Here is a 19083-nt window from a genome sequence, read left to right as displayed (position 1 = left end):
TCAGCGCTTGAATCAACAAGACTGTAGTCTTGGCTGAATTGAACGGCAGCGTATCACAAAGTCCTGACATCTCTTATTCAGTGCCCAGGTGGCGGAATTGGTAGACGCGCATGGTTCAGGTCCATGTGCCGCAAGGTGTGGAGGTTCGAGTCCTCTCCTGGGCACCACGGAATTCTACTCAGCACGAATTCATTTCGTTCTGAAAATAAAAGGCTCAAAGCCCCGGAAATCGCAAGATTCCGGGGCTTTTGCTTTGCGCCCCGGTATTCGGACGATACCGGACGGGCGCCCATCCCGCGATATACGCCCTTCCCGCGTTATTCGCCCTTCCCTACGGCTGCAGCCACAGGTACGAAGTGCGCCGTTGCCGCCACGACGCTAGCGTCGCGGCTTGCGCATCAAGTGATGCCGCGCATACAGATGCTCTCCCATGCCCTCGATCTGCAGGTCGATCATGCGTTCAAAGGGATCGAGCAGCGCGTCGAAACTCGCCGGCGCCTCGATCGCGTTGAGCGCATGCACGATGGCCTCGATGGATGACAGGGCGCCATCGATATCGGCATGACGCACCCGGTAGCGCGACGCCAGGCCCTCTTGCAGCATGACGCGAGGCAGCGCGGCCAGCTCGGGATTCAGGCGCACCAGCTTGCGCGCATGCGTCCAGGTGCCATCGGGCACGATCAGCTGGATGGGCTGCGCCGGCTCGCCGCCGTCCATCCCCTGCCCCAGCACTCGCGCCCCGGGACCGGGAAACAGCAGGTGCGGTGCGTAGCCAGGCGCCATCCAGTCCTGCGGCGTGTAGCGCTCCCCCACCAGCAGGCGCGCGCCGGCCAGCCCCAGCACGGCCAGCCGGGCCGTGTTCAGCGGATGGCGCGCCTCGCTCGGGTGTTGCAGCACCACGACGCGGGTGCGCGGCGCGAGCGCCGGGATCGACGCGCACAGGCAATGGGATTCGGGGCGCTTGCAGCGCAGGCAGACGGAGCGGAACATGGCCGACACTATATAGATAGCCGCCCGGATAGCCGCCCGCCCGTCACGGACGCGCCTCGACAAGCGCCGCCAGCCCGGGCCGCTCGGACACGGCCAGATATCGCAGCAGGCAGGAACGGATCAATTCCGCATCATCGACGGAAACGCTCTCGGCCAGGATCTTGTCGACCACGGCCGCCCCCGCCGCCTCGTCCTGCAGCGCCAGGAAAACGAACGACCAGAACCACAGGCACGTCGCCATCGGCAGGTCCTCGCGCAGCCGCATGCCGAGCAGGACTTTCCGGACACGGGCAAGCCGCGCCCCATCCTGTGCAAGCTCCACGAACTTTGCGCGCTTCTTCAGCATTCCCGGCATATGCCAGAACGAGTCCGCGTAACGCCAGAACGCCAGATGCCCGATATAGGACGCCAGGGTGGCCGGCGGTTCGTCCGGCAACGCGCCCCGATCATCCAGGCCAAAAAGAAACAAGCCCCGGGCGCGCGGCAGCGTACACGCCGGATAGCCCTCGGACAGCAGCGGCAGCACGCGCGCATGGGCCGCGCGGAGCAGTTCGAACTCGCCTTCCGCCTTGATCGACGGGCATACGTCCCCCCTGAGCAGGTGAAAATACAGCTCGACCCGATCTTCCTCGGACAACAGCCTGGGCGCGCGGACGATGAGCGGCGTGATCAGGTGATGGTTGTCGGGGTAGAACGCGCCTCGCTCGCCACGCCGAAGCGCCGAGGATTCGTCCTCGATGAATTGCAGGAGAAGATTCCCAGGAGAGCTTGTCATGGCGTTGATGTAGAGTTCCACGGGTTGACGCCGGCCGACCAGGAACCAGGCCAGATGGCTCCGCGGCGCGGATGGGCTTGCCCACCGGCCGCCAAGGTACCACATGCCCCTCCCTGCATGACGCCCCCACTCCCGACGAGGCAGACATGACCATTGCATTGCCCAAGCTCATCGCGATTGATTACGACGGCTACCATGCCGACCTGGTCGGCAAGACCTCGGACGGCCGGCAGTTCTTCATCACAACGCCATTCGAGGCCCTGCGACCCGGCAACGAATTCGTCGCGCTGTTCCTGTTCGACCCGGCCGGAAAATTCCTGGAAGCGTTCATCGACGAGTTCGGCCCCCGCGCCACGATGGACCATGGCGCCAGGGATGCCATGATCCAGCAGAGGGTGGATCAGCTAGGGGAGTTTTCCCTGGAGCGGATCGAAATCGCGCCGTTCCAGGTGGAAAAATTCGGCACGCGATTCGGACTGATTCCGAATGAGCGCGAAGAAGACGAGGACGAAGACGACTACAGGCTGACCATCAGCCTGATGCCCGGCGACTACATGGCATTCAGCGAGCCGTGGGATAGCGGCGACTACGATACCTGAAGAAGACCCGCCGATGGGCTATGAACTGGAATTGCGGGTCAGCCCTGGCTTGTCCAGCCTGACGGAGCACCTGAGGCCGCTGCTGCGAGGGTTGGAAAGCATCTGCGCATCGGGCGTGTCCGATACGGACGGCAAGCCCTACTGCGCCATCAGCACCGATAAAGACGGCACACCCGGTGGCAAACACGGTGACGCGCCCGGCGGCAAACCCGACTGGCCGCATCGCTGCGAGTTCGTGCTGGAAGCGCCGGGGCGGATCTATGTGCTGGCGCATCTGGGCGCCGATCTGGACATCGCCGAGCGCCTGGCCGCGCATCTGCGAACCCTGGGATATGGCGTCGAGGTGAGCGAGCCTTGACGACGCCCGACCGCGCATTTCCAGCCTGCATTTCCAGCCCGCGGCAACGGCGCGAAGGCAGGCGCGCCCCGCCCCGAACATCCCCACAACAAAAATGTTTAAAAAAACGCCACATGACTTGCACACTTTCAAAAAAGTATGCATAATCTCGTTCCTCTGCTGCTGAACAAGAAACGCAACGCGAAAGCGGAAACGTGCCAAGTGAAGCAACAGCGCCCAGGTGGCGGAATTGGTAGACGCGCATGGTTCAGGTCCATGTGCCGCAAGGTGTGGAGGTTCGAGTCCTCTCCTGGGCACCAATTACTACATCACGAACTACCTGCGTGATGCGCCAAAAAAACCCCGCATGTGAAAACATGTGGGGTTTTTTCTTTTCCGCATCCGGCGGATGTGAACGGCTCGATGGCTCCACGCCAGCCCCACGCTGGCCACACCCAGGCGGCCAGCGCAGTCCTGCCCTCCTAGCCCAGCACCCGCGTCATCACCACGTGCGCGATGCCGGCTTCCATGAACTCGTCGCCTTCCACCTGGAATCCGTGCGCCTCGTAGAAGCCGGCGGCATGCGTCTGCGCGTGCAGCACCAGCATGCGGTGCCCGTCGCCATGCCCCTGGCCGATCAGCGCGTCCAGGATCTGCCCGCCCACGCCCAGGCCGCGCGCACGCTTGCGCACGGCCATGCGGCCGATATGGCCATCGGGCAACAGGCGCCCGGTGCCCACCGCCGTGCCGTCCGTGTCGTAGGCCACGGCGTGCACCGATACCGCGTCGTCGTCGTCGAGCTCGACTTCCACCGGCACGCGCTGTTCGACCACGAAGACCTCGTGGCGTACGCCGGTCGCATCCTCGCGCAGGCGGTCCCAGGTTCCCAAACTGATGCGTATGCTTGATGTCGCGGTATTCATGCGTGTTTCCTTGCTGCCTGGGCTGATCATGGTTTCCATGCCAAGGCCGGCCGCCATCGGGAAAATGCCCCAACGCGCGGGACCGCCTTGCCAGTCATATTCTCTCAAATGAACCCGGGAGAAAACAGCGACCTGGCGCAATGGATCGACAGGAAACAACAGATCGGCGGAAAACGGCGAATAGATGCAATTGCAACTATCTAGCCAAATGGGCGTACCATCGTGGCTTGCTTTCGCCACGCACCGGACACCATGCCCACTCCTGCTCCGCTTTGGTTGAAATCCGCGCCCCTCATGTTCCTGCTGCTGTGGTCCAGCGGCTTCGTGGTCTTGAAGATCGGCCTGGCCTACGCCGATCCGCTGACCTTCCTGGCGCTGCGCTATGCCTGCGTCGTGGCGCTGCTGACGCCCCTGCTGCTGGCGCTGCGCCCGCCCATGCCGGCCAGCCCGCGCGTGTGGACGCATCTGGCCATGGTGGGGCTGCTGCTGCAGGCCGGCTACTTCGGCTTCACCTACCTGGCGCTGGCGCACGGCATCTCGGCCGGCGGCGTGGCTCTGATCACCTCGCTGCAACCCATTCTGGTCGGCCTGCTGGCCCCGGCCATCGCCCGCGAGCGCGTCGACGCGCGGCGCTGGGCCGGGCTGACGCTGGGCGTGCTGGGCGCGGGGCTGGTGATCGTGGCCAAGGCTTCGGTGGACCTGCAATCGGCGGCGGGACTGGCCTACGCGGTGGCGGCGCTGCTGTGCATCACCGGCGGCACGCTGTATGAAAAGCGCTACGGCACGGACACCCATCCGGTGGTCTCGAACCTGGTGCAGTATTCGGTGGGCCTGCTGGTGTCGGCCCCGCTGGCGTTCTGGCTGGAGCCCATGCGGGTGGAATGGACCGGGGCGCTGTTCGGCTCGCTGGCCTATCTGGTGATCGGCAACTCGCTGGTGGCCATCTCGCTGCTGCTGGCCATGCTGCGGCACGGCGAGGCCTCGCGCGTGTCCGCGCTATTCTTCCTGGTGCCGCCCTGCTCGGCCGTGATCGCGTATGCGGCGCTGGACGAGGCCATTCCGGCGCTGGCCTGGCCGGGCATGGCGCTGGCGGCGCTGGGCATCCTGCTGGTGACACGGGCGCGGCCGGCGGCCGCCAGGTAGCACGGACCCGGCCGCCAGCGGCCAAGTAGAATGGGCGGCTTCGCGCCGCCCTGCCCACGTCCGCCCCCAATGAACGCCGTCATCACCGCCGCCCTGCCGGTTTTCGCGCTGATCCTGACCGGCTGGCTGGCGGCCCGCTGGAACCTCCTGGGCAGCGGCGCCACCGACGCGCTCAACCGCTACGTGGTCTATCTGTCGCTGCCGGCGCTGCTGTTCCGCGCCATGACCCAGGTCGACCTGGCCGCCATGGCGCACTGGGGCTACGTCGGCGCCTTCGCTGGCGGCATCGCCATCACCTTCGTCGCCGGTTTCGCCGGCCGGCGCGGCGCGCGACGCGCGCTGACCGACCGCAGCATCGAAGGCCTGGCCGCCTCCTACGCCAATGCGGGGTACATGGGCATTCCGCTGTGCGTAGCCCTGTTCGGCGCGGAAAGCCTGGCGCCGGCGGCGTTTGCCACGCTGCTGACGGCCAGCGTGCTGTTCGGCTGCGCCATCGCCCTGATCGAGCTGGACCGCCAGCAGGCGCCCGGTCTGGGCGCCACCCTGCTCAAGGTCGGCCAGGCGCTGATGCGCAACCCGCTGCTGGCCGCGCCCGTGGCAGGCCTGGCCTGGGCCGCCACCGGCATCGCGCTGCCCGAAGGACTGGACCGCTACGTGACGCTGCTGGGCGCCTCGGCCAGCCCCTGCGCGCTGGTGGCCATCGGCCTGTTCCTGGCGCAGACCGAGACGGCCAGCCCCGGCCCCGGCGTGCTGCGGCTGGTGCTGGGCAAGCTGCTGCTGCAGCCGGCCGCCACGGCGGTCCTGGCCTTCCTGGTGTTCGACATGCCGCCGCTGTGGGCCTGGACCGCCGTGCTGATGAGCGCGCTACCCATCGGCACCGGCCCCTTCATGCTGGCGCGCATGTACGGGCGCGACGCCCGCCTGACCTCGCGCGCCATCCTCGTTTCGACCCTGGCCTCGGTGCTCACCATCAGCCTGCTGGTGGCCTGGATCAGCGCCCATCCCCTCAACTGACTGCCTCGTTGAAAGCCCCGCCATGCTGCTTGCCGCCGCGATCTTCATCCTGACCATCACCCTCGTCATCTGGCAGCCGCGCGGCCTGTCCATCGGCTGGAGCGCGCTGATCGGCGCCGCCCTGGCGCTGGCCACCGGCGTGGTGCAGCCCGGCGACATCCCCGACGTCTGGCGCATCGTCTGGAACGCCACCGCGACCTTCATCGCCATCATCATCACCAGCCTGATCCTGGACGAGGCCGGCTTCTTCGAGTGGTCGGCGCTGCACGTGGCGCGCTGGGGCGGCGGCCGCGGACGGCTGCTGTTCGTGCTGATCGTGCTGCTGGGCGCCGTGGTCTCGGCGCTGTTCGCCAACGACGGCGCGGCCCTGATCCTGACGCCCATCGTCATGGAGATGCTGCTGGCGCTGGGCTTCGGCCCCGGCGCCTCGCTGGCCTTCGTCATGGCCGCCGGCTTCATCGCCGACACCGGCAGCATCGCGCTGATCGTCTCCAACCTGGTCAACATCGTGTCGGCGGACTTCTTCGGCATCGGCTTCGGCGAGTACGCCTCGGTGATGGTGCCGGTGAACCTGATGGCGGTGGCGTCCACGCTGGCGGTGCTGTTGCTGTTCTTCCGCAAGAGCATCCCGCCGCGCTACGACGTGAGCCAGCTGCCCGCCCCCGCCTCGGCCGTGCGCGACCCGGTCACCTTCCGCGCCGGCTGGGGCGCGCTGGCGCTGCTGCTGGCGGGCTTCTTCATCCTGGAGCCGCTGGGCATTCCGGTCAGCGCCATCGCGGCCGCCGGCGCGCTGGGCCTGCTGCTGATCGCCGGCCGCCAGCACATCGTCGGCACGCGGCGCGTCATGCGCGGGGCGCCCTGGCACATCGTGGTGTTCTCGCTGGGCATGTACCTGGTGGTGTACGGTCTGCGCAACGCCGGCCTGACCGCCTACCTGACCCAGGTGCTGGAACGCTGCGCGGAATACGGCGTGTGGGGCGCGGCGATGGGCACCGGACTGGCGACGGCCTTCCTGTCATCGGTCATGAACAACCTGCCCACCGTGCTGGTCGGCGCGCTGTCCATCGCCGACACCAGCGCCGTGGGCCCGGTGAAGGACGCCATGATCTACGCCAACGTGATCGGCAGCGACCTGGGGCCCAAGATCACCCCGATCGGCAGCCTGGCCACCCTGCTGTGGCTGCACGTGCTGGCGCGCAAGGGCCTGCGCATCACCTGGGGCTATTACTTCCGCGTCGGCCTGGTGCTGACGCTGCCGGTGCTGCTGCTGACGCTGGCGGCGCTGGCCTGGCGCCTGCAGTAGGCGCTAGGCCATTCCGGCGTGGCCGGCGGAGGGCCGGTCGCGCCGGCGTGCATGACGCGCCGCGGTGCTAGCATCGCGCATCCGCCCCGCGCCATCGCCCGCAACAGGAGCCGCCATGCAGGAAACCCTCGTCGACTACCGCGAAACCTACAGCTTCCGGCCCGTGGACAGCTTCAGCGCCAGCCGGCTGTCGGACGCGCCGACGCTGGAACAGGTCCTGCAGGTCGCCGAGCGCCTGCGCGCCGCCGAGCCGCAATACCGCTACCTGTGCACGCTCGACGACGTGAACCAGAGCTGCTACACCAGCGGCCACGCCCTGGAAGACGAGCGCCTGACCTTCGATTACGACTACGACGACCTGGACCTGGACGATCCCGAGTCCGTGCGCGCCTATGAGTCGCGCCGGCTGGCGCACGTGGTGGCCCAGCTTCAGGATCCGCAGCTGCAACAGGCCTGGGAATCGCTGCCCGGCACGCTCTACGCCAGCGCCGACGACATCGCCGCGCTGGCCGCGATGAACCGGGATCCCCAGCGCGTGCTGGACCAGGTCGTCTATGTGCAGCGCGTGCCCGTGCCGGAAGACAATCTGCTGATCGCCGGCATGGTCAACGGCTATTTTTCCGCCGACTGGGACGTGTTCCAGAACCACGCCATCATCCGTCGCCTGGAAACGCGGCACGGCTACCGCTTTTTCGGCATCGGCGCGGCCTGGCTGGGCTTCATCCGCCCGCAAGCGCCCAGCGCCGACGAGGCGCAGCGGCTGGTGGCGGACCTGACCGAGCTGTATCACATTCAGGGTGACGCACAGGACGAGGCCGCGCCGGCCTGGCGCGAGCTGGCCCTGGCCGTGCAGGCCAGCAAGGTGCTGCTGCTGGGCTATGCCGAGGATTTCGCGGAGATCCTGGAGTAGCGGCGGAGAGGAAAGGGATGGGACGCCGACGGGCGCTGGCAGGCCCATCAAGGCGCATGCGCCGACTGGACGGGCCGAACGGAGGCCCCGACGCGAGCCAGTCCCCCCGGCGCCGGCCCGGATCCCCTGGACGCACAAGCCAGTCCAGGCCGCACGGTCGCCTGCCCCATGCGCCACTTTATTACTTATAGCTATTTATCAAGCACACATTTGTGGTTTGAGATATTTACGCCAGCGCGTAGACTGACGCCCTTTCCACGGGTGCGCTGACGCGCCCGTTTTTCGTGGCCCTGCGCGACGGACCAGCGCCGCCTCCGGGCGCACGAGCGCCGCCCCAGGCGCGGCCACGTTCTGCTTTCCGTTTTTTCTCCGGGACTCATCCATGAGCGCCAACGCCTCCACCCTGCCCCTGCCCTCGGCCCTGCCGCCCATCCGCGCCAATCGCGCCCCCCTGTGGATCGCGCTGCTGCTGGTGGCCGCCGGCGCCGTCTATCTGAACCAGAGCGTCAGCTGGCGCCAGGGCGCGCTATGGATCGTCGGCGCGCTGCTGGGCGTGGCGCTGTATCACGCGTCCTTCGGTTTCACCCAGGCCTGGCGCGTGTTCGTATCCGATCGCCGCGGCGCCGGCCTGCGCGCGCAGATGTTCATGCTGGGCCTGGGCGTGCTGCTGTTCTTCCCCGTGCTGTCGCAAGGCTCGCTGTTCGGCCAGCCCGTGGCCGGCTTCGTCTCGCCGCCGGGCGTATCGGTGCTGCTGGGCGCCTTCCTGTTCGGCATCGGCATGCAGCTGGGCGGCGGCTGCGCCTCGGGCACGCTGTTCGCGGTCGGCGGCGGCAATACCCGCATGGTGGTCACGCTGCTGTTCTTCATCGTCGGCTCGGTCATCGCCACGGCCAACTTCGGCTGGTGGTCGACGCTGCCGGCGCTCGCGCCGACCTCGCTGGTCAAGAGCTGGGGCCTGGCGCCCGCGCTGATCGCCAACCTGGCCGTCTTCGCGCTCATCGCCTGGGCCGCCACCGCGCTGGAAAAGCGCCGCCACGGCCATGTGATCTCCTTCGCCTCGCGCACCGCGCGGCCGGGTTCGCTGCTGCAAGGCCCCTGGCCGCTGATCTGGGGCGGCGTGGCGCTGGTCGCGCTGAACTTCGCCACCCTGGCGCTGGCAGGCCGCCCCTGGGGCGTGACTTCGGCCTTCGCGCTGTGGGGCGCCAAGACGCTGGACGCGCTGGGCGGCGACGTGGCCGCCTGGACCTACTGGAGCAAGCAGGCCTCGCTGGCCGCGCCGCTGCGCCAGGACGTGACCACGGTCATGGACCTGGGCCTGATGCTAGGCGCGCTGGCCGCGGCCAGCGCCGCCGGCAAGTTCGCGCCGGTCTGGAAAGTGCCGGCGCGCTCGCTGGCCGGCGCCGTCATCGGCGGCCTGCTGCTGGGCTACGGCTCGCGCCTGGCCTTCGGCTGCAACATCGGCGCCTACTTCAGCGGCATCCTGTCGGGCAGCCTGCACGCCTGGCTCTGGCTGCCGGCCGCCTTCCTGGGTAGCGCGCTGGGCGTGCGCCTGCGTCCGCTGTTCGGCCTGGCCGTGGAAAAGACGCCGCCGGCGTCGAGCTGCTGACGCGCTGTCCCCAAGCCCCCTGTTACAGGGGGCTTTTTCGTTGCAACGCCGATTCAAGAGCGACCGCCCGCCCGGCCGGCTCCGCGACACGCGTCCCGCCCCCGAGCAAACCCCAATCGCGGGATACTCTTTCCACGCGGCGGGACAACGTCGCCGCCGCGCTGGTGTATGGTTAGCTCCACCCCGAATCCCGGAGATGGACATGCGCTGGATCGCCGGCCGTTACACGGCCTTTCTGTTGACTTTGCTGGGCACTGCCGCGACGGCCGTCCTTTCCTATATGGCCTCGCCCTGGTGGCTGTGCGCCGCCGTGCCGCTGGCGCTGCTGGCCGCGCTGGGCGTCTACGACCTGATCCAGACGCGCCACGCCATCCGCCGCAACTACCCGGTGCTGGGCAATCTGCGCTTCCTGTTCGAGTTCATCCGCCCTGAGATCCGCCAGTATTTCCTGGAAGACGACACGCAGGCCGCGCCCTTCTCGCGCGCGCAGCGTTCCATCGTCTACCAGCGCGCCAAGCGCGAGATCGACAAGCGTCCCTTTGGCACGCAGGAAGACGTCTACGGCGACCGCTATGAGTGGATCAACCATTCCATGTCGCCCTCGCACATCGAGGACACCGATTTCCGCGTCACCGTCGGCGGGCCGGACTGCAAGCAGCCGTATTCGATGTCGGCCTTCAACGTGTCCGCCATGAGCTTCGGCGCGCTGTCGGCCAATGCCATCCTGGCGCTGAACGAAGGCGCGCGTCAGGGCGATTTCGCCCACGACACGGGCGAAGGCGGCATCAGCCGCTATCACCGGCAGCCGGGCGGCGGCCTGGTGTGGAACATCGGCTCGGGCTACTTCGGCTGCCGCGACGAGCACGGCGCGTTCTCCGAGGAAGCCTTCGTCAAGAACGCCTGTACGCCGCAGGTGAAGATGATCGAGATCAAGCTGTCGCAGGGCGCCAAACCCGGCCACGGCGGCATCCTGCCGGCCGGCAAGGTCACGCCCGAGATCGCCGAGGCGCGCGGGGTCGCGCCGTGGCAGGACTGCAACTCGCCCGCCACCCATTCGGCCTTCGACACGCCCATCGGCCTGATGAAGTTCGTGGCGCGGCTGCGCGAGCTGTCCGGCGGCAAGCCGGTGGGCTTCAAGTTCTGCGTGGGCCATCCGTGGGAATGGTTCGCCATCGTCAAGGCCATGCTCGAAACCGGCATCACGCCGGACTTCATCGTGGTGGACGGCGCCGAGGGCGGCACGGGCGCGGCCCCGGTCGAGTTCGTCGACCACGTCGGCACGCCGCTGCGCGAAGCGCTGCGCCTGGTCCACAACACGCTGATCGGCGTGAACCTGCGCGACCGCATCAAGCTGGGCGCGTCGGGCAAGATCATCACCGCCTTCGACATGGCGCGCGTCATGGCGATGGGCGCGGACTGGTGCAACTCGGCGCGCGGCTTCATGTTCGCCATCGGCTGTATCCAGGCCCAGGCCTGCCACACCGGCAAATGCCCCACCGGCGTCACCACGCAGGACCCGCTGCGCCAGCGCGCGCTGGTCGTGCCCGACAAGGCGCAGCGCGTGGCCAACTTCCATCGCAACACGCTGCATGCGCTGGCCGAGCTGCTGGCGGCCGCCGGCCTGACGCATCCCGGCCAGCTGCGCCCGCATCACATCGCGCGGCGCATTTCCTCCAGCGAGATCCGGCTGCTGTCGGCGCTGTTCCCGGAACTGGCGCCCGGCGAATTGCTGCACGGCGAGTTCCGCCACCAGGTCTTCCAGACCGGCTGGGCCATGGCGCAGGCGAACTCGTTCCAGCCCACGCACGACCTCACGACGGCGCTGGCCCGCAAGCACGAATTGCAGGCAGTGCCAAGCTGAATCCGCCCGCCGCCGGCGCCGTAACCGCAAGGCGGCAGGCGTTCCTGCGGCAGGCGCTCCTGCGGCGGCGTACTACGGCGGACATTCCACTGCGGGACGCCCGCCGCGACCGTTCAGCGCCGGCCGCCCGACGCCAGGCAGCATCCCAGCAGCACCCCCACCAGCGCGGCCACGCCCGCCGATTTCCAGGCGTGCTCGTGCACGACCTCATCCGCGTAGACCGAAGCGCGGCGGGCGCGCTGGCGGGCCGCCGTTTCCCACTCTCCCGCCGATTCGCGGGCCTCGGCCAGTTGGCGCTTGAGCCGCTCGCGCGCTGCCTCGATCTCCGAGCCGGTATAAGAGGCCGTCGAACGCAGCAGGTCTTCCGTGCCGGCCAGCAGTTCCTGGAAGCTGTCGCTCACGCGGGCGCGGTGCAGGGCAATCTCAGCGCGTTGGGACTTTCTGTTCATGGTCGCTCCTTGTTCTGGTTCGTCGGATGCGCGGACCGGCGTCCGGCGGCTGCGCGCCTGGCGCCCGGGCTCCGCCGGGGGCCCGCGGCCCTGGTCCACGCCTGCATTGTGACCAGTGGCCGCCGATCCCGCCCGAGCGTTGGCAACCAGCCGTAAATCGATATTTCACGACCCCGTCCCAGGGCGCGCGCACAGCCGATTTGGTAAAAGTCCATTGCATTCAGGGGCTTGGCGCTTGACACCCGGCCCCGTGGGGCCGCGACAATGGGCGTTCCGCGCTGCGCTTCAGCGGCCTCTACCAGGAGCCGGACGCATGCTTACCCCTTCCGCACGATTGGCGGCCGCGCCGCCGCTATCGCCACCGCCGGGCTGGAGCGCCGAGCGGCTGGAACTGCATCACGGGCTGCTGGACCGCCCGGCGCACATCGATCCGAAGTTCCTCTACGACGCGCTCGGCTCGTCGTTGTTCGCCGCCATCACGCAGCTGCCCGAGTACTACCCGACGCGCTGCGAGGCCGAAATCCATGCCGCGCACGGCGCCGCCATCGCGTGCCACGCCGGCGCCGTGGACACGTTGCTGGACCTGGGCGCGGGCGACTGCGCCAAGGCCGAGCGCCTGTTCCCCGTCCTGCGGCCGCGCCGCTACGTGCCCATCGACATTTCCACGGACTACCTGGAAACCGCCGCGCGCCGCCTGCGCCCGGCCTATCCCGAGCTGCGGGTGACGCCGCTGGGACAGGATTTCTCGCAGGGCCTGTCCCTGCCCGCCGACATTCCGTCCGCACGACGCCTGTTCTTCTATCCCGGCTCCAGCATCGGCAATCTCAATCCCGACGACGCGCTGGCCATGTTGCGGCATGTGCGCGGGCTCTGTCCGGACGGCGGCCTGCTGATCGGCGTGGACCGCGTCAAGCCGCGCGAGGTGCTCGAGCCCGCCTACGACGATGCGCTGCAACTGACGGCGGCCTTCAACCTGAACCTGTTGCGGCACGTGAACGCGCTGCTGGCCAGCGATTTCCAGGTCGGGGACTGGCGTCATGTCGCCCTGTACGACGCCGAGCGCTCGCGCATCGAAATGCACCTGGAGGCGCGCCGCGCCTTGCGCGTGCGCTGGCCGGGCGGCGAACGCGCCTTTCAGGCCGGCGACCGCATCCACACGGAAAACTCGTACAAATTCACGCCCGACGCCTTCCAGGAGCTGCTGGAACGCGCCGGCTACCGCGACGTGCGCCATTGGTCGGACGCGCGCGGCTGGTTTTCCGTCTTCCTCGCCCGCGCCTGAGGCCGCCTGGCCCAGGCCCCATCAACGCCCCCAGGAGGATACGCATGGACTCTGCCTGCCTGCTGACCCGCCCCGGAACCAGCGGCCCGGCCGGCTTGCCCGGCCGCTACGACGCCGTGCGCGCGGCCACGGCGGCCCTGGCCGCGCCACTCAGCCCCGAAGACTGCCAGGCGCAATCCATGCCGGACTGCAGCCCCGTCAAATGGCATCTGGCGCACACCACCTGGTTCTTCGAGACCTTCCTGCTAAGCCGCCACGCGCCGGGCTATCGCGCCTTCCATCCCAGCTACCGCATGCTGTTCAACTCCTACTACAACGCCATCGGCGCGCGCCATCCGAGGCCGCAGCGCGGCCTGCTCACGCGCCCGGACCTGGCCGAGATACTGCGCTACCGCGAGCATGTGGACGAAGCCATGCACGCGCTGATCGCCCGCCAGGCCGGCGACGCGGCATTCGACGCCCTGCTGGAACTGGGGCTCAACCACGAGCAGCAGCACCAGGAACTGATCCTCACCGACATCAAGCACCTGCTGTACGCCAACCCGCTCAGGCCGGCCTACGCGGCCAACGGCGCCCCCGCCCTGCCGCCCGCCACGCCGGCCGGCTGGACCGAGTACGCGGGCGGAGTGACCCGCATCGGCCATGACGGCAACGGCTTCGCCTTCGACAATGAAGGCCCGGCCCATGACACGCTGCTGGGCCGCTTCCACCTGGCCAACCGACTGGTGACGCAGCACGAATACCTGGCCTTCATCCGCGACGGCGGCTATTCGCGGCCGGAACTGTGGCTGTCGCAGGGATGGGACCGCGTCTGCGCGGAGGGCTGGCGCGCGCCGCTCTACTGGGAAGGCGAGCGCGACGACTGGCAAGTCTTCACGTTGCACGGCATGCAGGAATTGGAGCTGCAGGCGCCCGTCACGCATGTGAGCTACTTCGAGGCCGACGCCTACGCCCGCTGGGCGCGGGTCCGGCTGCCACGCGAGTCCGAATGGGAATCAGCCGCGCGCCGCCAGCCTGACGGCAGCCCCGGCGCGCACGCCAACATGCTGGAAAGCGGCCACCTGGATACGCGTCCCGCGCCCGCCCGGCCAGGCTGGTCGGGCCCGGCCCAGCTTTACGGCGACGCCTGGGAGTGGACCAGCAGCGCCTACGAGGCCTATCCCGGCTTCCGGCCGGACAGCGGCGCGGTGGGAGAATACAACGGCAAATTCATGTGTAATCAGTACGTGCTGCGCGGTGGCTCCTGCGTCACGCCGCGCAGCCACATCCGGGCCAGCTACCGCAATTTCTTCCCGCCCGAGGCGCGCTGGCAGTTTTCCGGGATCCGGCTGGCGCGGGACGCCTGAGGCCGGCCTGGATTCGACACGCACCGCCCCCCGCGGACCTGAGGCCTTGGGGCCTGGGGAGGGAATCAGGTTGGCATCCATGCCGATTTCTTTCCGGGCTATTGCACGGACAAATTTTTTCGTGCTAGAATTTCTTTCTTCGTTGCTGACGCAGCAGCCCGGCGTGAAAACGCTAGGTCAAGTGAAAAAGCAAACGAGATGGCGCATTAGCTCAGCCGGTTAGAGCGACGGAATCATAATCCGCAGGTCCCCTGTTCGAATCAGGGATGCGCCACCAAGGAATTCAAAGGCCCGCAAGCAATTGCGGGCCTTTTATTTTGGGCTTGCCGCTGCGACCATGGCCGGTGTGATGCTTGCCGCCCGCCCCGGCCACGCCGTGGGGTAAGCACAAGTGAAAACGGCGGAGGAATGCCAGGTCGTCGAAGTGCGCGGAAAGACTGCTGCACCTCCCGGAAGGAGGGCCGCGCCGAGCTGCTGGACCATCGCCAAGAGCCGTGACCAGGCCCGTTACCAGACCCACCTCGCCAGCGCCCCAAGGCCGCCAGCGCGCCGCTTTCCGAAGCAGCGGTAGCGGTATCGTTCATCACTGCGACGCGAGCCAGGCGGCGTTCAAGCATGCGCCGCCGGCGGCGCCGCGTCCGACAGATATGCCATCACCGCGGACTTACCCGCCGAGGACGCCTCGTCCTGGCTGCCATAGCGCCGTTCCGAATAATTCGTGCTGCGCACGTTGCCGCTTTCGGGATCGAGCAGCGTGATGATCCATGCGAACTCGCCAGGCATCAGCTGCCTGACCTGCAGGGTCGCGCGCGTGCCGGGGCGGAGTTTGTGTGACATGTCGCGAAACGGGTCGACAAGAAGGGAGGATCATCGTAACGCAAAGTCCCGCGCCTGCGGCCGCTCGAACCGATTGCGCAGCGCGGCGAAATCAAGAAACCCGCGCAAATCCTGGCAGCCAGAGGATCCACAAGCCGGGATCGCAGATTCAAGCACGCGTTTTTGCTGCAAGCTGCGCGGCCAGGACGCCACAGATCCCGCGTCCCGTCAGTACAACCCCTAAGGCCCTGCCCGCGAAAGCAGGCGCACAATCAAGTCAAACAACAAGACCGCCCAGCGGCATGCCGTAGCCCTTCAATCAGGCGAAGACGGAGACAACATGACTTACATCGCAGTGGCAATGAGCTGTTTGATGGTTGTGGGTATCGTCACGTTGATGGTTCAGACGGTGCAAAGCGCGGGGCCCGAGCCCTGGCTCAAGATTTCGGCGACGATCGTCAGCGCGCTGTTCGCGTCGCTGCTGGTCATTCCGATCGGCTACGCCGTCGCCCAGACGCTGGTCCGCTAGGCGGCTACCGCCCTCTCTCCCGTCGCGGCTAGCCTGCCCTTGCAGGCCGGCCGCGCGTCGCCGCCCAGCACAGCAGCGACCCTGCCGTGACCATCAGCACGCCTTGCCAGAAGGCCATGGTCAGCCGCGTGGACAGCCAGAGCGCGGCAAACAGCGTGGACAGCACCGGCGTGAAATACGAGGCCGTGGCCAGCAGCGTCAGGTTGCCCCTGAGCACGCCGATGTTCCACAAGGCATAGCCCGCCGCCATGGCGCTGCCCGCGACCAGCAGCTCCAGCATCGCCGGCCACGCGAAACGCAGCGTTGCCTCGCCCGCCAGCAGGTATTTGACCCACAAGGCCGCCGCCGTCAGCATGAAGAACAGGGCCACGCCGTTCTTGCCGTCGGCATATCGCTTGGTCACGTTGCAGTAGACCGCCCAGATGATCGCGCCGCAAAAGGCCAGCCCGTAGCTCAGAGGGTTGCTCGAGACGTTGGCGATGCTGCGCTCCCACGACAGGCCGGCCGAGCCGCCCACCACCCAGGCGATCCCGCACAGCGACAGCGCGATGCCCGGCACGACCCAGGCGCTGGCGCGCTGGCCGTTGATCAGCATGGCGAAGACCACCGTCAGGCACGGCCATAGATAGTTGACGATGCCCAGCTCGATGGCCTGCGCGCGGTCGACGGCAAAACCCAGCGACAGCGACAGGCAGATTTCATAGGACACGAACAGCACGCTGCCGACGACGAGATAGCGGCGCGGAAACGCGCCCAGGCGCGGAAACCCCAGCAGCACCAGAAGCAAGGCCGACCCGACCGTATAGATCAGCGCCGCGCCCCCGATCGGGCCGAAGTTCTCGCTGACGCTCCGGATCAGACCGACAACGGTGCCCCATAGCGCGACCGCCGCAAGGCCGGACAAGGTGGCGGCGTTCCGGCCGCCGCGGGCGGCTCCCCGAACAGCCGGGGCGCCAAAGCCGGGCAGTTTAACCAATGGCCGGCGAGCCTGCCGGGCGCCAGCCCGGCCGCTCACACATCGGATGCGACCCGCCGCTTGCCCAGTCCCTTGGCCTGGTACAGGGCCACATCGGCGCGCTCGAGCAGCTGCAGCATCGTCGTGCCCGATTGCGGGTAGACGGCGATGCCCACGCTGGCCGACACCGCGACCCTGACGTTGGCATAGGGCAGCGACAGGCTTTCCACCAGCGCCTCGGCCACGGCCTGGGCGCTTTCCCGATTGGCCGCCAGCAACAGGACGGCGAACTCGTCGCCGCCCAGCCGCGCCGCCACGTCGGAAACGCGGATGGCATTGGCCATCCGGTCTGCGGCCTCTTTCAGCACGGTATCGCCGGCGGCGTGCCCGTGCATGTCGTTCACGGCCTTGAAACCGTCCAGGTCGATCGCCAGGATGGCGAACGACGCGCCGCTGCGTTGCGCCACCGCCAGTTCACGCAGCACCAGTTCACCGAACAGCACGCGGTTGCACAGGCCGGTCAAGGGGTCGTAGTGCGCCAGGTGCTGGGCGTGTGCCAGCATCCGCGAGGCCTGCTGCAATGCCGATCCCACCTCCACCGCTTCCTTCACATTGGTGCGCGGCAGCTCCACCGGCCGCCCTTCCCCCAGCGCCAGCGCCGGCCCGACCAACCCCTGCACGGCCGAGGTCAGGCGGCTGGCGAGCTTCAAGGCCAGCCACAGTCCCAGGCCGAAAGCCGCCAGCGTGCCGAGCGCGATCCAGGCGATCGAACGATAGAGATCCGTGGTGACCAGCGTCATGGGCGCGCCGGCGGCGACGGTCCACCCCGACAAGGCGGAACGACTGAAAGCCGTGTAGACCGGCGTGCCTTCCTTGGTCAGGGTCTCCAGCGACCCTTCGCTCTCGTCCTGGACGGCGCGCGCCAGCGCCGGCACCGCCTTCTGTCCGACGAACTTGGCCGTGTCGCGCGTACGCGCGACGATCGTGCCGGAACCGTCCAGCACTGCGGCCACCCAGCCTTCGGGCAAGGACCGGCGGCCCAGCACATTGCCGATGCGCTCGGGCGACAAGCCCACGTTCAAGCTGTAGACCACCTCATCGCCGCGCAGCACGGGCACGCCCAGGGCAATAGTGGGATTGCCGCTGACCGCGCCGGTGAACAGGCCGCTGAGCACCGGCGCGCGCGACTGGAACACGCGATCCAGATCGCGCGGTACGCGGCTCATCGGCAGCGCCGTGCCGTAGGGAACCTGGGTATTGAGGACCTGCCGGCCCGCCCTGTCCGTCAGCACGTAGCTGTCGGCAATCTGGAATCGCACCGCGTCGCGCGCGCGTTGGTGGAACGCGGGCAGGTCGCCCGCCACCAGGTCGGGGGAAGACGCCAGCATCTGCATCCCGGCCTCGACCGCCGTCAACTCGCGATCGAGGATCGCCGTGAGATTACGGGCCAGGAATATCGTGTCGCGGAATATGCGCTCTTTCTGGATGAGGTAGCTCTCGTACACCGCCATCGAGGCCACCACCAGCGCCGGGAAAATACAGGCGAACACCAGCAGCAACAGACCGGTGCGCATGGAATACCGGCGTGGCGGACGCGCCCGCACGGAGACCAAGCTCTCGCCGTCGGTCATGATCGTCAGAAACCCATGGCACTCGAAACGCGCGGCGCCTTGCGCCACGCGCGCTGCCCGAACAGCAATTCCCGCCCCATAGCGCCTCCCGATGCCTCGTTCCGGCCGATAAGCGGCGGGAAGAGAAAGTCAGAAATTATTGCAGAACCCCGCAATCACACAATGAGCGCCAGCAACTGTTACCGCCGTGCCGCGTCCGCCGGAACGGATTCAATGCCTCTACGGGCTGAATCGGCTGCAACCCGGCCCGGTCCATGACCAAACAGCATAGGGTGAAAACACCGCGTCCCCAATTTAATGCAAAACGCAGAGGCGCGCGACCGTTTCATTATGTTCCAGAATTTGCCTCCTTACACCTGGCGGCGTGGCATCGACCTCAGCCGCAGTTCCAAAATAGACCGGCCGGGCATGGTCGCAGTATTCAACCCCGGTCTTCGGGACCGCCGCGCACCCAGCCAGACTTGAGCCGAGCAGCCACGGCATCGTCATCGCTGCGAGCCACGTTCTCACGCACATGTTCCACCTCCTTGCGGGCCTGCCCGGCCCTGGCCGGGAGGCGGGCCTCGGCGTCGGCGCGTTCCTGTTCGCGCCCCCGGGCCCGCCCCCTCCAATAC

19 protein-coding genes and 3 tRNA genes are annotated in these 19083 nt (G+C 67.8%); 14 read left to right on the top strand and 8 right to left on the bottom strand.

What is annotated here, in order from left to right:
• The first annotated feature begins 82 nt into the window (after positions 1-82).
• Positions 83-167: transfer RNA gene (locus KDH83_RS11905), tRNA-Leu, on the top strand.
• Between the two features lie 211 nt (positions 168-378).
• Here KDH83_RS11905 and KDH83_RS11900 read toward each other — a convergent pair.
• Complete coding sequence (locus tag KDH83_RS11900) at positions 379-990, bottom strand: DTW domain-containing protein (protein ID WP_212315837.1); 612 nt, start codon at positions 988-990, stop codon at positions 379-381.
• A 43-nt stretch (positions 991-1033) separates the two neighbouring features.
• Entirely contained in the window at positions 1034-1786 is a 753-nt protein-coding gene (locus KDH83_RS11895; protein WP_212315835.1) for a hypothetical protein, read from the bottom strand.
• A gap of 137 nt (positions 1787-1923) precedes the next feature.
• Here KDH83_RS11895 and KDH83_RS11890 point away from each other — a divergent pair, with 137 nt between their 5' ends.
• The 3 genes from KDH83_RS11890 to KDH83_RS11880 all read left to right on the top strand — a co-directional run bounded on the left by KDH83_RS11890 (position 1924) and on the right by KDH83_RS11880 (position 3021).
• The gene (locus tag KDH83_RS11890) at positions 1924-2364 is read left to right on the top strand and encodes a hypothetical protein (RefSeq protein WP_249205038.1); all 441 of its coding nucleotides are present in this window, start codon (positions 1924-1926) and stop codon (positions 2362-2364) included.
• Positions 2365-2377: 13 nt separating this feature from the next.
• Positions 2378-2722 carry a hypothetical protein gene (locus KDH83_RS11885; protein ID WP_212315831.1) on the top strand — a complete coding sequence of 115 codons (345 nt, stop codon included), beginning with the start codon at positions 2378-2380 and terminating at the stop codon, positions 2720-2722.
• A gap of 214 nt (positions 2723-2936) precedes the next feature.
• A tRNA-Leu gene (locus KDH83_RS11880) sits at positions 2937-3021 on the top strand.
• A gap of 162 nt (positions 3022-3183) precedes the next feature.
• Here KDH83_RS11880 and KDH83_RS11875 read toward each other — a convergent pair.
• Positions 3184-3624, bottom strand: coding sequence for a GNAT family N-acetyltransferase (locus KDH83_RS11875; RefSeq protein WP_212315829.1), 441 nt, complete (start codon positions 3622-3624; stop codon positions 3184-3186).
• A 252-nt stretch (positions 3625-3876) separates the two neighbouring features.
• Here KDH83_RS11875 and KDH83_RS11870 point away from each other — a divergent pair, with 252 nt between their 5' ends.
• The 6 genes from KDH83_RS11870 to KDH83_RS11845 all read left to right on the top strand — a co-directional run bounded on the left by KDH83_RS11870 (position 3877) and on the right by KDH83_RS11845 (position 11461).
• Entirely contained in the window at positions 3877-4767 is an 891-nt protein-coding gene (locus KDH83_RS11870) for a DMT family transporter (RefSeq protein ID WP_212315827.1), read from the top strand.
• Between the two features lie 69 nt (positions 4768-4836).
• On the top strand, positions 4837-5781 hold the full coding sequence (locus tag KDH83_RS11865) for an AEC family transporter (protein ID WP_212315824.1): 945 nt from the start codon (positions 4837-4839) through the stop codon (positions 5779-5781).
• Positions 5782-5803: 22 nt separating this feature from the next.
• Positions 5804-7084 (top strand): arsenic transporter, encoded by a 1281-nt coding sequence (locus tag KDH83_RS11860; RefSeq protein WP_212315822.1) that lies wholly within the window; start codon positions 5804-5806, stop codon positions 7082-7084.
• A gap of 115 nt (positions 7085-7199) precedes the next feature.
• The gene (locus tag KDH83_RS11855; RefSeq protein WP_212315815.1) at positions 7200-7994 is read left to right on the top strand and encodes a hypothetical protein; all 795 of its coding nucleotides are present in this window, start codon (positions 7200-7202) and stop codon (positions 7992-7994) included.
• A gap of 382 nt (positions 7995-8376) precedes the next feature.
• Positions 8377-9600: a YeeE/YedE family protein gene (locus KDH83_RS11850; RefSeq protein ID WP_212315813.1), complete on the top strand. Its 1224-nt coding sequence runs from the start codon at positions 8377-8379 to the stop codon at positions 9598-9600.
• A 202-nt stretch (positions 9601-9802) separates the two neighbouring features.
• The gene (locus tag KDH83_RS11845) at positions 9803-11461 is read left to right on the top strand and encodes an FMN-binding glutamate synthase family protein (RefSeq protein WP_212315811.1); all 1659 of its coding nucleotides are present in this window, start codon (positions 9803-9805) and stop codon (positions 11459-11461) included.
• A gap of 113 nt (positions 11462-11574) precedes the next feature.
• Here the strand turns inward: KDH83_RS11845 and KDH83_RS11840 are convergent, their stop codons facing one another.
• Complete coding sequence (locus tag KDH83_RS11840; protein WP_103273545.1) at positions 11575-11910, bottom strand: DUF883 family protein; 336 nt, start codon at positions 11908-11910, stop codon at positions 11575-11577.
• Positions 11911-12223: 313 nt separating this feature from the next.
• On the opposite strand from KDH83_RS11840, the gene egtD reads away from it, so the two are divergent.
• The 3 genes from egtD (at position 12224) to KDH83_RS11825 (ending at position 14815) form a co-directional block, all read left to right on the top strand.
• The gene (gene egtD / locus KDH83_RS11835) at positions 12224-13192 is read left to right on the top strand and encodes an L-histidine N(alpha)-methyltransferase (protein ID WP_212315809.1); all 969 of its coding nucleotides are present in this window, start codon (positions 12224-12226) and stop codon (positions 13190-13192) included.
• 44 nt (positions 13193-13236) lie between these two features.
• Positions 13237-14538 (top strand): ergothioneine biosynthesis protein EgtB, encoded by a 1302-nt coding sequence (gene egtB / locus KDH83_RS11830; protein WP_212315807.1) that lies wholly within the window; start codon positions 13237-13239, stop codon positions 14536-14538.
• Between the two features lie 200 nt (positions 14539-14738).
• A tRNA-Met gene (locus KDH83_RS11825) sits at positions 14739-14815 on the top strand.
• 332 nt (positions 14816-15147) lie between these two features.
• On the opposite strand, the gene KDH83_RS11820 is transcribed toward KDH83_RS11825, so the two are convergent.
• A complete protein-coding gene (locus tag KDH83_RS11820; protein WP_212315805.1) occupies positions 15148-15375 on the bottom strand; it encodes a hypothetical protein in 228 nt (75 codons plus the stop codon).
• 319 nt (positions 15376-15694) lie between these two features.
• Between KDH83_RS11820 and KDH83_RS11815 the strand changes: the two genes are divergently transcribed.
• Positions 15695-15883, top strand: coding sequence for a hypothetical protein (locus tag KDH83_RS11815; protein ID WP_103273540.1), 189 nt, complete (start codon positions 15695-15697; stop codon positions 15881-15883).
• Positions 15884-15911: 28 nt separating this feature from the next.
• Here KDH83_RS11815 and yddG read toward each other — a convergent pair whose 3' ends face one another.
• From yddG to KDH83_RS11800, 3 genes are all read right to left on the bottom strand, one after another.
• Complete coding sequence (yddG, locus tag KDH83_RS11810) at positions 15912-16787, bottom strand: aromatic amino acid DMT transporter YddG (RefSeq protein WP_249205037.1); 876 nt, start codon at positions 16785-16787, stop codon at positions 15912-15914.
• A gap of 107 nt (positions 16788-16894) precedes the next feature.
• Positions 16895-18412, bottom strand: coding sequence for a sensor domain-containing diguanylate cyclase (locus KDH83_RS11805; protein WP_249205036.1), 1518 nt, complete (start codon positions 18410-18412; stop codon positions 16895-16897).
• A gap of 478 nt (positions 18413-18890) precedes the next feature.
• A partial coding sequence (locus KDH83_RS11800) for a hypothetical protein (protein ID WP_212315803.1) occupies positions 18891-19083 on the bottom strand: 193 nt, incomplete at its 5' end.

Origin of the sequence: Achromobacter sp. Marseille-Q0513, assembly GCF_018195695.1 — a bacterium.
Lineage (GTDB): Bacteria > Pseudomonadota > Gammaproteobacteria > Burkholderiales > Burkholderiaceae_B > Achromobacter.
Note: the sequence above shows the minus strand (reverse complement) of the source record. Positions and strands in the feature narration are given on the sequence as shown.